Source organism: Mesobacillus sp., assembly GCF_057785455.1.
In genome coordinates this window covers 96,555-107,677 of record NZ_JBYNSB010000066.1, presented here as the reverse complement: position 1 = coordinate 107,677, position 11,123 = coordinate 96,555, and the positions used below count along the sequence as shown (strand labels likewise).

At 40.2% G+C, this 11,123-nt stretch carries 12 protein-coding genes, 1 tRNA gene, 1 rRNA gene and 1 pseudogene; 3 read left to right on the top strand and 12 right to left on the bottom strand.

Annotated features, from left to right (window positions below):
• The 3 genes from AC3EBE_RS24740 to AC3EBE_RS24730 form a co-directional block, all read right to left on the bottom strand.
• Positions 1-97: ribosomal RNA gene (locus AC3EBE_RS24740) — 16S ribosomal RNA — on the bottom strand; the annotation flags it as partial.
• A 651-nt stretch (positions 98-748) separates the two neighbouring features.
• On the bottom strand, positions 749-1,300 hold the full coding sequence (locus tag AC3EBE_RS24735; protein WP_488597684.1) for a GNAT family N-acetyltransferase: 552 nt from the start codon (positions 1,298-1,300) through the stop codon (positions 749-751).
• Positions 1,301-1,308: 8 nt separating this feature from the next.
• On the bottom strand, positions 1,309-2,223 hold the full coding sequence (locus AC3EBE_RS24730; RefSeq protein ID WP_488597683.1) for a DMT family transporter: 915 nt from the start codon (positions 2,221-2,223) through the stop codon (positions 1,309-1,311).
• A gap of 153 nt (positions 2,224-2,376) precedes the next feature.
• Here AC3EBE_RS24730 and AC3EBE_RS24725 point away from each other — a divergent pair, with 153 nt between their 5' ends.
• Positions 2,377-3,072 carry an MgtC/SapB family protein gene (locus AC3EBE_RS24725; RefSeq protein WP_488597682.1) on the top strand — a complete coding sequence of 232 codons (696 nt, stop codon included), beginning with the start codon at positions 2,377-2,379 and terminating at the stop codon, positions 3,070-3,072.
• Positions 3,073-3,189: 117 nt separating this feature from the next.
• Positions 3,190-3,262: transfer RNA gene (locus AC3EBE_RS24720), tRNA-Ala, on the top strand.
• Positions 3,263-3,448: 186 nt separating this feature from the next.
• Here AC3EBE_RS24720 and AC3EBE_RS24715 read toward each other — a convergent pair.
• The 5 genes from AC3EBE_RS24715 to AC3EBE_RS24695 all read right to left on the bottom strand — a co-directional run bounded on the left by AC3EBE_RS24715 (position 3,449) and on the right by AC3EBE_RS24695 (position 6,556).
• Entirely contained in the window at positions 3,449-4,228 is a 780-nt protein-coding gene (locus tag AC3EBE_RS24715) for a 2-keto-4-pentenoate hydratase (protein WP_488597681.1), read from the bottom strand.
• A gap of 11 nt (positions 4,229-4,239) precedes the next feature.
• A complete protein-coding gene (locus AC3EBE_RS24710; RefSeq protein ID WP_488597680.1) occupies positions 4,240-4,515 on the bottom strand; it encodes a tautomerase family protein in 276 nt (91 codons plus the stop codon).
• A gap of 116 nt (positions 4,516-4,631) precedes the next feature.
• Entirely contained in the window at positions 4,632-5,057 is a 426-nt protein-coding gene (locus AC3EBE_RS24705; protein WP_488597679.1) for a DoxX family protein, read from the bottom strand.
• Between the two features lie 39 nt (positions 5,058-5,096).
• Entirely contained in the window at positions 5,097-5,888 is a 792-nt protein-coding gene (locus AC3EBE_RS24700) for a dioxygenase family protein (RefSeq protein ID WP_488597678.1), read from the bottom strand.
• Between the two features lie 23 nt (positions 5,889-5,911).
• Complete coding sequence (locus tag AC3EBE_RS24695; protein ID WP_488597677.1) at positions 5,912-6,556, bottom strand: alpha/beta hydrolase; 645 nt, start codon at positions 6,554-6,556, stop codon at positions 5,912-5,914.
• Positions 6,557-6,780: 224 nt separating this feature from the next.
• Between AC3EBE_RS24695 and AC3EBE_RS24690 the strand changes: the two genes are divergently transcribed.
• Positions 6,781-7,320, top strand: a complete 540-nt coding sequence (locus AC3EBE_RS24690) for a helix-turn-helix domain-containing protein (protein WP_488597676.1) — start codon at positions 6,781-6,783, stop codon at positions 7,318-7,320.
• Positions 7,321-7,686: 366 nt separating this feature from the next.
• On the opposite strand, the gene AC3EBE_RS24685 is transcribed toward AC3EBE_RS24690, so the two are convergent.
• The 4 genes and pseudogenes from AC3EBE_RS24685 to cysI all read right to left on the bottom strand — a co-directional run bounded on the left by AC3EBE_RS24685 (position 7,687) and on the right by cysI (position 11,117).
• The gene (locus tag AC3EBE_RS24685) at positions 7,687-8,028 is read right to left on the bottom strand and encodes a YmaF family protein (RefSeq protein ID WP_488597675.1); all 342 of its coding nucleotides are present in this window, start codon (positions 8,026-8,028) and stop codon (positions 7,687-7,689) included.
• A 502-nt stretch (positions 8,029-8,530) separates the two neighbouring features.
• Positions 8,531-8,860 (bottom strand): annotated as a pseudogene (locus AC3EBE_RS24680) (hypothetical protein); the annotation flags it as partial.
• 15 nt (positions 8,861-8,875) lie between these two features.
• On the bottom strand, positions 8,876-9,043 hold the full coding sequence (locus AC3EBE_RS24675; protein ID WP_488597674.1) for a hypothetical protein: 168 nt from the start codon (positions 9,041-9,043) through the stop codon (positions 8,876-8,878).
• A gap of 355 nt (positions 9,044-9,398) precedes the next feature.
• Positions 9,399-11,117, bottom strand: coding sequence for an assimilatory sulfite reductase (NADPH) hemoprotein subunit (gene cysI, locus AC3EBE_RS24670; RefSeq protein WP_488597673.1), 1,719 nt, complete (start codon positions 11,115-11,117; stop codon positions 9,399-9,401).
• Positions 11,118-11,123 lie beyond the last annotated feature (6 nt).

The window sequence follows — 11,123 nt, the reverse complement described above, 5'->3', positions numbered from 1 at the left end:
TGATCTTCAAAAGCAAGCTAATGAAGATCCGCTCGACTTGCATGTATTAGGCACGCCGCCAGCGTTCGTCCTGAGCCAGGATCAAACTCTCCAAAAAAGAGTATGAGTTTAGCTCATAATTTAAAACGTTGGCTCATGATTCTTCTATAATAGAAGTCATGATCATTTATTGTTTGTTGACGCTTGTTTGTTTAGTTTTCAAGGAACAATTCTTTTTATCTCGTCGCCCAGAAGCGACTTTATTAATTTACCATGCCGATTATTTATTGTCAACATCTTTTTTAACTTTTCTTTTTTCAGAAGCGATGTTGTTTTTTGTAACCGACTTGCTCTCTCTCAAGCGAGATTAAATATATCACGGATAAAAAATGTTTGCAATATAATTTTTAAAGTTTTTTTCACATTCTATGATTTTTCTGATTGATTCCTTCTTTCTTCTTATATATGTTTTTAAATACTAAATTTAAATTCACTTGCATACAATGGCTTGGACAAACACTTATTCACGAGGTGATCATTCTTGCTTCAATCATTTGCACTATATTTAAGCTTTTTTATGGCAGTCTTTCTATTTAGCGTTTCCTACATTGAGGCAATTAAAATCGCGAACACTGAAGGGAAAGTTCGTGGCGGAACGTTTATTTTTACAACAGTTTGCGGATTGTTATTTTCCCGATTCACGTATTTTTTTGTTTAACACTTCTATATAGAAGGCAAAAAGAAATCCCCTGAGACTCAGGGGATTTCTTCATATACGCAAATTCAACTTTTCTGCCACCTTCTGTTTCAAGGAATTCAGATCTTCCCAAACTAAAGCAACTTCAAGATGATCCTGACCTGCTATTTTGACATTTTCTTCGCCAGCTTTATCAGGCTGGAGATTCTCATAGAACTTACGGCTGCCATTCTCTGCAAGCACCCAAACGAGCATGGATGTATATCGCTGATCAAGCAGTGCCTTTATGCCTGCATGAAGAAGCTTCATTCCCAGCTTACCTTTTTGATACTCCTTCAGGATATAGATTGCGTACAATTCTCCATCCGCACAGAACTTCCCTGTCCGTTCTCTCCCAAAGGAAGCAAACCCCACTACTTTATTATCATCATTCAAAGCGACAAATACCGGCGAAGTCACCGGGGTTTCCGACAGGCTTTTTTCCCAAAGCGGAAAACGGTCTTCTGCTTTTAAAGAATCCAGATACTCCTGGCTGATTAATCCTGAATAGGTTTCTTGCCAGCTTTGAATATGCACACTCGCTATCCCCGCAGCATCATCTTTAGTGGCTTTTCGTATCAGCATATAATCTCCTACCCTGTTATCGATTCTATTTCTGCTTTATTTTTCATCTTTACTTTTCTTTCATCTACAAGGAACAATGTTATTCCTACAATAACAACAAAGCCACCAGCAATCTGTGTCCAGATCACATTCTCTCCCAGCAGGTAATACGCTAGGACGGTTGCACCAACAGGTTCAAATAGGATGGCCATTGAGATGATCGACGCACTTAACCATTTTATTGACCAATTGAATAAAGTATGACCTAACAATGTAGGGATGATCGCCAACAAAACAAAGTAAACCCAATCGCTTGCCGGATAGGGATAGAATGAATCTCCAACAGCTAAAACATAAATGAATAACGTAACTGAGCTAAAACTGTAAACAATGAAGGTGTATGTGATCAAAGACATCCTTTTCCTGACGGTTTGGCCGAACAACAGGTAAATCGTTACTAGGGCACATGCGACAATGGCAAGGAAATCTCCGAACAGTGCACTTCCGCTGATTTTAAAATCCCCCCAGCTGATAATGACGCTGCCAGCTATCGCAATAAGTCCGCTTATTATCGCTTTGGCAGATACCTTTTCTTTAAAAAAGAAATAGGCTCCCGCGAATGCAAAAAGAGGCTGCAATGTTACTAATACAGTAGAACTTGCTACTGAGGTATAGTTTAGGGATTCGAACCAGAGGATAAAATGAAACGCCAGAAAAACTCCTGAGATCCCCGTGAATACCCAATCCCGTTTCGTAATAAGACGAAGCTCTGAAACATATTTTAAAAGAAACACCGGGAGCATAAGCAGGACTGAGAAAAACAATCTGTAAAATGCGATGACTCCTGATGGCGCAGAGGATACTTTTACTAAAATGGCTGAAGTTGATACGGCTATAACCCCAATTGCGACTGCAAGATAAGGATTTACTCTAGGTGATTCCATTTGCTTGATCTCCTTTTCGATTAACATATTAAATGTATCTATTTTACAATGAAAATCAGTTTTGCGTTATGTTTTTTAAAAATTTACGCTCGATTGGTTTAATTATTTTTAGACAGGGAAAGAAAATACATCTTATCAGGGCAGGAGATTGAAATGTTGTATTCGTTGGATATGGAAATATTAATAAAGTTAGGAATTTCTGCTTTCCTTGGCCTAGTTATTGGACTTGAACGAGAAATAAAAAGAAAACCGGTAGGCCTGAAAACAAGCCTGGTCATTTCTATTGTCAGCTGCCTTTTGACTGTGGTATCCAGTGAATCTGCTTATTTATTCCCAGGCGATGAAGATGTTAATATCACGATGGATCCGCTCCGTCTTGCAGCACAAATTGTATCAGGGATTGGCTTCCTGGGGGCAGGAGTTATTTTACGAAGAGGGAACGATACGATCTCCGGTCTTACAACAGCGGCGATGATTTGGGGAGCTGCTGGAATTGGAATTACCGTAGGAGCCGGATTCTATTTAGAGGCTATCGCCGGCGTCGCATTGCTGATTTTCAGCGTGGAGTTTATGCCCTTCCTGATGACTTTCATTGGGCCAAGGCAGCTGCGCGAAAAAGAGATACGCCTGCAGTTCAATGTGAATACAAGAGAAAACATCACAGAGATCATTACTTTAATTAAGTCTGAAAAAATCTCTTTAAAGAATGTACGCATTAAAGACTTGGCTGAAGGCAGCCAGCTTGTCCAATTGATTGTCACAGTTGACTACCGCAGAAGAATCACCGATGTTTATGAAACGGTGTCCTCCATTGAAGGGATCAACCGGGTTGAAATTGAAGGGTTGTAAATTAAAAAAGAAAGCCGTCCCTCATGTGGACGGCTTTTTCATGCGTATTTCAAAATTTCTCTTGCATGTCCGATAAGTTGGATATATAATTTTTCTTGTACCTTATCAATTTGATACGGGGGATTAGCTCAGCTGGGAGAGCGCAACGCTGGCAGCGTTGAGGTCAGGGGTTCGAGCCCCCTATTCTCCACTTACAAAAAGAGAGTGTCCAAAAAGTAAAAACTTTTGGGCACTCTTTTTATTTTTTGGTTTTGGCAAAGTAAAATTGGTCCGTTGATTATCGTTCCAGGCACTCCACTTTCCGCGAGGCTAGGCTAGCCACCTCGCATCCGCTAATGGCTTTGAGGTAACAGAGCGGTTTACTTAGATATTTCATTTATTGAACATGAAATGATACTCCTCCCATCCTATCATATTCGGTTATCACATGATCACCTTTATTTAACAGTACTGCTTCTGTTATGCCCCCGGTTAAAATGATCGAACCCTTTCTAATTTTCTCCTTTTTATCTTCATATAACATGTTCGCTAACAACGCTACTGAATTAGCCGGATTTCCCAATACTGCCGAGCTAACTCCATTCTCTCTAAACTCACCGTTTATAGTCATGGATACACTAATCAAATCCACATCAAAATCCTGTGGTTGAAATAAATGATTCCCGAAAATAACCCTTGATGCAGAAGTGTTGTCGGCAACTACATCTGGCAGCTGAAACCGAAAATTCTTATATCGACTGTCAATAATCTCAAGGGCAGGCAGTATCCACTGGGTCTTTTCCAAAACCTCTTCTCCAGTAACATTTGATCCTTCAACGTCTTCCCCTAGAATAAAAGCAATTTCAGCCTCCACTTTGGGATGGATAAAATCTTCCCTCTGGATTCCACCCTTGTCGGGAACAGACATGTAATCAAAAATATACCCGTAAATAGGAGTATCTACTTTCATCTGCTTCATTTTTGCCTGACTGGTAAGCCCCATCTTGTAAGCCGTCATTTTGTGACCTGACTCGAGTTTACTTTTAACCAGCTCCTGTTGCACCTTATATCCCATTTCCAGATTAAAATATTCAAGCTTATCGGAAATACAAGAAACCGCTTGTTTTTGTTTTTCGGCTGCAAGTAAATATTCAGAAAGAACCTTATAGTCCAGCATCGATTTCACCCCTATTCCTGCAGCTCACTCTTGAGTGTATCTCCCACCGCAAAACGATTCTTTGGAACCTCGTTCACTACAATACGAATGCTTGTCATAGGGACCCCAAGTGATTTTTGAACCGTACGTGCGATATCCCGCATACAAGTTTCGATGGTTTCTTGATCTCTGCCTTCCAGCATTGTTAATTGAATAATCGGCATAATTATATCTTCCCTCTCTATATTATCGATATAAAATAAAAAATGCTCCACTGGAGTCACAGCCAAGGGCTGATATTGATTCATTCTTCGGAACCGACATAAGACAAACAGCCCTTGCTGGACATTTTTGATATATATATAAAAGAAAGCATTACCTCTATTACTGAAGTAATGCTCTTAAAAAAATGCTTCGTGGTAAATTAAAGGACGTGTGTTGCCTGTTCTGTTTTTCTCTTACCAATGAACGAATCCAGTGCGTAAGCCTTTGAACCCGTTATGGCAATAGTTACTGCCATCGCCAGGAATGCCAAATCCAATTCATATCCAGCCATTTGTCCGTTCCCTAAGAAACCTGCAGCTAATTTCACTTTTATGAGTGCTCCCACCATCAGCAAAACGAATAAGGCAGAAACAATTCTCGTAAACAATCCAAGTACCAAGGCAATTCCGCCTGCTACTTCAATGAAAGCAACGCCATAAGCAAGGGATCCTGGCAATCCGATACTGTCAAACCAACCGACTGTATTTTCAATGCCCCCTTGGAATTTGGCTAATCCGTGAATAAAGAAGCTAATTCCTAAGACGATTCGTAAAATTAATGTACTTACTTCGTATTTATTTTCCATTTTATTTTCCTCCATGCTATGTCAATAGATATTAAACAATTACTTAGTCTCACCAAATTGCCATACACTGTGACTAAGGTTTCCATATTGATAACTGCGATGAAGCAGCTTTGCGCTTTTTTCTTGATCCGCAGCACCCATTGCGTAAAAGATTGGTATGAAATGTTCATTTCCGTAGGGCGGTACGGCAATTTCCGCATTGGGAGCTAATGTATCATATTTAAATAAGGACTCTAGATCCCAATTATTTATTTGCTGTTCTAGCCAATTATCAAAATTTAGCGCCCATTGATCAATAGTTCCATTATCGCTGACCATTCTTAAGGATCTAAGATTATGGACTGTTCCTCCGCTGCCAATGATTAAAATGTCTTTCTCCCTTAATGATGCTAAAGAACGTCCAATCTTATATTGTTCCTCAGGTGTAAGACTCGGGTTTACAGACATTGAAATGACCGGGATATCAGCATCAGGATACATCATCCTAAGAACTACCCATGCTCCATGGTCTAAGCCGCGTGTCGTATCTACTTCAAAGGGCACTCCCTCTTTAGTGAAAAACTCTGTAATTTCCTGTGTAATCGTTTCATTTCCTTTAGCCGGATACTTAATACGATATAGAGCCTCTGGAAATCCTCCAAAATCATAAATTGTTTTGAACTCTTCTACATTGCTCACCTTTTGCATCGATGATTCCCAGTGTGCAGAGAAAAGAACTATTGCTTTTGGCCTTGGCATTTCCTGGCCTAACATGTTCAAGAATTGAGTATATTCATTATTTTCAATAGCCAATAGAGGTGCTCCATGGGCAACAAATAAAGCTGGCAGCATTGTAAAATTCCTCCTTTATACTTTTATGAATCTAAGTCATCAAGGATCCAAGTTGTAAAATCCTTATGGTTCTTTATAGAAACAGTATGACCTTCTGGGTAGGTTCGAAAAGTTACCTGGGATTTTAATCCTTGAAAGAACTCCTTACTTTCTACTCCCCATTCATAAGGCAAAACATTGTCAGATTCTCCGTGAGAAATAAACAAAGAAAGCTGATCAACAGGTTCAATCCTGTATTCTTCTTTAACGAATAAGGGTATATATCCGCTGAGTGCTACGATCCCTTTGATTCGGTTGCCAAGTGCCAAGCCCAGTGTCATAGATACAATGGCTCCCTGGCTAAATCCAAGTAAATAAAAACGGCCTTGGTCGATAGGATATTTTTCAGCTGCATAATCAATAAAGTTAGTGAGCTGTGTAATCCCTTGATCAAAAACTTCCCGGTGCGGTTTTCCATAGACTTGTATCGTAAAATAGGCGAACCCTGGTGGTTGAGAAAGAGGGCCTCGAATACTAAAAATATAAAACTGGTCTTCTAACCCAGCTACTAGCGACAGCATATTTTGTTCATTACTGCCCATTCCATGCATGACAAAAAGTGCAGGATGGGTTTTATTTTCCTCAACCTTAGATGGAGTTCGCAGCTCATATATCAAAGATGAATCCAAGTTATGTCACCCCTTCTAAATCATTATACTTAAGCAATATATTTACTAATAGAGAAATAATATTCTTATTAAGAAACAAATGGGCAAAAAAATAAAGTCATTAATTTGTTTCCTAATATGAATATTTGTTACTTATAGGATAACAATAACAAAAGTGGATTGTCAACCTGTTATTTGCTAATATATAAATTAGTTTCATAAAAGAAAACACAGAGGTGGTTAAGTTGGATATTGGAACAAAAATCCGTGCCTTACGAAACAGAAAAAAAATCACAATTGCCCAGATGTGTGAAGGAACAGGGCTTTCAAAAGGGTTTATAAGCAATGTAGAAAATAACAATACATCCCCTTCAATTAGTACATTAAGTACTATTGCAGAGTTTCTCGGGGTTCCACTCCCCTATTTATTATTAGAAAAGAAACAACATATGCGTGTTGTTCGCAAAGGGGCAAGAACTAATTCTTCTTTTCACAATTTAAAAATTGAACACCTGGCTTCAAGGGGGGGATTAAGAACTATGATCGTAGAATTTCCGCCTGGTGCATCTATCGGAGAACCACATTCACATGAGGGTGAGGAAAGTCATTTGGTCTTGAAAGGGAAAGTTCTTGCCGAACAAGGGGAGGACTCTTTTATCGTAGAAGAAGGAGATTCCTTCAGCTGGAACGCTAGTGTCCCCCACTTCGTGAAAAATATTGGAGAAGACAAAGCTGTAGTCTTTATCTCTATTTATGCTGATACTGAGTTGAAAGATGTATTATAGAGCCACTTATATGCTTTACCGTTTTACTTCGGGATTGAAGTGACATCAGTTTTATAAAGCGGATGTTTACCCTCGCACTCCTTTAGGAATCCCTCTCTCTCAGGATGAATACTGACATGGTGCTGGAGCTGATAAAAAATACTTCCCTTATTTATCTAAAATTCACAACATTAAAGCCAGTTAAGTGTTATCTTTACTGACTTTTTTAATAGTGCACAAAATTAATCCCTGCTAATTCGGTCCACCATGCAGATGGATATTGTATACTCCTTAAGCTTATTCCAGAATGAACTCAACCTTGGTTACATATTGAATTTAACTAGAATAACCAAGCTGAGTTTTCAGCCTGGCAGTTTTTAACTCTATTCATCTATTACCCGGAGCTGGCTTATCAACCCCTCTTACGTGATGCCTATGGCCATCTTCCTCCGTGGTATAAAAATCATAGTAATGAACATGCATGCCATTTCCTACCGGGATGGCCGGACTGGAATAAGCCTTATAATAATGGGTGTGGCCGTTTTCAAATACTACATATCCCTCTGTGTAGTGAATATGATTACTGCTATCTTGAGTAGGAATGGGAGGAGACGTGACATCAAGGCACTGATGGACGTGCCCTGCTTCTACTGAGGTATAATCAACTGATCCATGATTATGATGGGGCACAAAGCCATTTACAAAATCATCCTTTCCTACTTTCGCCATTTTCTCACCTCTTCTAGTATTACTGCCCTTGTTTTGCCTTCATTATTAAAATCCAATCTTTTTCCTCGGACATGAATCATTGCTTCCGCCTTAATAATCGGAAAGCAAAGGGTTATTACCTTCCGGATTTGGCATGAACGGAAGAGTCCAGTACTCCATTGGTGAAAATCCCTTTGCACCGCTGCGGTACTTACATGTACAGGCAGTAAAGACTTATTCAGTAGTGGTATTCCTCCCTTTTCAACACTTTCACGAAATCATTATATTTAATGACTGATGTAAATATGATTTCTCCAAGATAAATGATAAAAATGAAGACAGCAGGAGCATTCGGCCCCTGCTGTCTAAGTATTAAAAATCTAATGAAAACATCAAACCCATGTATAGAGCTGCTATAAACGAGATCCCAAGAATCAAATCCGTATTTATTGATTTTGAAGTTGGCAAAGCATGGACCTTTATCGGGCTGATATCAACTCTCTTATCTCTTTTGGTAACTTAATCAACTAGAAATCCCATTGTATTCTTCTTTAATCTCTTCTATAGTCTTAGCTAATTCTTCGCCCCAATAGTCATTAACTGTATGGAATACTACATTTCCTTTCTGATCAAGGAGTCCATATCCTCTAAAGGGAACATCTCCATTTTTCATATCAAACAGCTCCGTCATTTTCAGGTCCGGATCGGAAATGAAAGGCAAACTTTCTCCATACTCCTGGAGCAGCGCATTGTACAATTCTTTTTGCTGTTCTGGACTATCTCCGCTGATGATATACGCATTTACATCCAAGTTATCTAATACATCAAGATTTTTGTGCAACTCGACCAGTTGCTTTTGACAATGCGTTCAGGTGTATGTTGTCATGAAGAAAAACAGTGTTGGCTTGGCCTGAGGGAACGTGACATCTTCCCCATCTTGATTAAGCAATACCATATTATTTTCTAGTTTCGTTTTGCCGCACGCTGTTAAAACCAGTACTACTAACAGCATTGCTATTATTTTTCTTGTTTTCATGATATCTCCCATTTTCAGTAATTGTATTTTTTTCAACAAAAACATATAAATCAAAGCCTCTTTAGTTCCTCCGGATGATAGACATAGTTTTTCCTCAACTAAAACTAAAGATATATAGCTTTTAATAATCCCTATAAAAATAGGAACATTTATCACTTGGTTATTTTATTATACTTTGTTATCTTTTACAACTTGACGCTTTTGAAAATAAATCAGGCACATTTCCTAGTTAAAGAAAAGTGCCTGATGGTAGTAGAAGCTGCGGATTCTTTTTGTTTAATAGTACCTTTCGGACGCTCCTCCTGTAAAACCGAAAAAAGTGAAAATCTGCTTTAATTCGTTTTTTGTTTAGTCTTCAATCATGAAAATTCGTTCCGTCTGTCACTGCTTCCACGATGCCGGTACGTACTGTAAAATCGCCGAAGTGTTCACCTTCAAACCTCTCCCTGGCATAGCGTGCCATAAGCATCTGCAATTCTCTAAGGATTTCCTCTTCCCCGATGTTTTCACGGTACATTTTGCTTAGACGGCTTCCATCAAAGGATGCACCCAGATACATATTGTATTTGCCCGGTGCTTTGCCGATAAAAGCTATTTCTCCAAGGGTATGCCGCGCACAGCCATTAGGGCATCCGGTCATCCGGATGGTAATCTCCTCTTCCCGCAGCCCGTTTTGATCGACAATCTCATCGATTTTATCAATAAGGCGGGGCAAGTAACGCTCAGCTTCAGCCATTGCCAGGCCACAGGTTGGAAGGGCAACACATGCCATTGAATTTCTGCGCAGGGCAGAAACATATTTTCCATCCGTCAGTCCGTATTGTTCTATCAATTCTTCAATTTCTTGCTTTTTGCTTCTCGATACATTGGCAATAATGAGGTTCTGATTAGGAGTGAGCCTGAATTCCCCAGTATGCACTTTGGCAATTTCGCGCAAACCAGATTTTAGCCTGTAATTTTCAAAATCAGCTACGCGGCCTCCTTCAACAAACAGAGTAAAATGCCATTTCCCCTGGATTCCTTCCACCCAGCCATACCGATCGCCATTATTGTCAAACTGAAATGGCTTAGCTTCCTCAAGCTGAAATCCCAGGCGACTCTCGAGTTCTGCCTTCACCGTTTCCAGCCCCAGCCGATCAACAGTGTATTTGAAGCGGGCGTTTTTGCGTTCCGAACGGTTTCCATAGTCCCGCTGGATGGTTATCACTTTTTCTGCAACTGAATAGATCTGTTCCGGTCTGCAGAAGCCAATGATTTTGCCAAGCTGGGGATATGTCGCTTTGTCTCCATGCGACATTCCCATGCCTCCGCCGATTGCTACATTAAAACCAGTCAGCCTGCCTTCTTCCACGATTGCAATGAAGCCGAGGTCCTGTGAAAATACGTCGACATCATTGGAAGGCGGAACTGCAATCCCGATTTTGAATTTGCGGGGCAAGTAAGTTGGCCCGTACATTGGTTCGATTTCTTCCTTATCTGGTGTAAAGGCCACCTTTTCCCCGTCAAGCCAAAGTTCATGATACGCTGTCGTTTTCGGCAGCAAATCATCGCTAAGCCGTTTTGACCATTCATAAACTTCAGCGTGGATTTCTGATTGATAAGGGTTTGAGTTGCACATGACATTCCGGTTTACATCCCCGCATGCTGCAATCGTATCCATCAGGGAGGCATGAAGCTCCTGAATGGTACTTTTCATATTCCATTTTAAAATCCCGTGCATTTGGAACGTCTGCCGCGTAGTTAGTTTCAATGTACCGTTCCCATAATTATTGGAAAGATCATCAAGTGTAAGCCATTGCGAAGGAGTTGCTACACCGCCTGGCAGACGTACTCGCAGCATGAACTGGTACGCAGGCTCAAGCTTTTGCTTTTGCCGTTCATTGCGTAGATCCCTGTCATCCTGCAGATAGCTGCCGTGGAACTTCATTAGGCGGTTGTCGTCCTCAGTGATGCCGGCGCTAAGCGGTTCAAGCATCGATTCGGCGAGCGTGCCGCGTAAATAATTGCTTTCTTCCTTAATTCGCTCCACATCACTAGGCGGTCCGTCCGGAGCTTTTAATATTTGCTTCACCATATTTTA

What these genes read in the sequence shown, in the direction of transcription:
- AC3EBE_RS24715 (WP_488597681.1), bottom strand. Translation starts at nt 4,228, where the DNA reads ATGCTGGACTATAAGGTTCTTTCTGAATATTTACTTGCAGCCGAAAAA.
- AC3EBE_RS24675 (WP_488597674.1), bottom strand. Translation starts at nt 9,043, where the DNA reads ATGAAAACAAGAAAAATAATAGCAATGCTGTTAGTAGTACTGGTTTTA.
- AC3EBE_RS24730 (WP_488597683.1), bottom strand. Translation starts at nt 2,223, where the DNA reads ATGGAATCACCTAGAGTAAATCCTTATCTTGCAGTCGCAATTGGGGTT.
- AC3EBE_RS24735 (WP_488597684.1), bottom strand. Translation starts at nt 1,300, where the DNA reads ATGCTGATACGAAAAGCCACTAAAGATGATGCTGCGGGGATAGCGAGT.
- AC3EBE_RS24705 (WP_488597679.1), bottom strand. Translation starts at nt 5,057, where the DNA reads ATGGAAAATAAATACGAAGTAAGTACATTAATTTTACGAATCGTCTTA.
- AC3EBE_RS24700 (WP_488597678.1), bottom strand. Translation starts at nt 5,888, where the DNA reads ATGCTGCCAGCTTTATTTGTTGCCCATGGAGCACCTCTATTGGCTATT.
- AC3EBE_RS24685 (WP_488597675.1), bottom strand. Translation starts at nt 8,028, where the DNA reads ATGGCGAAAGTAGGAAAGGATGATTTTGTAAATGGCTTTGTGCCCCAT.
- AC3EBE_RS24725 (WP_488597682.1), top strand. Translation starts at nt 2,377, where the DNA reads ATGTTGTATTCGTTGGATATGGAAATATTAATAAAGTTAGGAATTTCT.
- AC3EBE_RS24710 (WP_488597680.1), bottom strand. Translation starts at nt 4,515, where the DNA reads ATGAATCAATATCAGCCCTTGGCTGTGACTCCAGTGGAGCATTTTTTA.
- cysI (WP_488597673.1), bottom strand. Translation starts at nt 11,117, where the DNA reads ATGGTGAAGCAAATATTAAAAGCTCCGGACGGACCGCCTAGTGATGTG.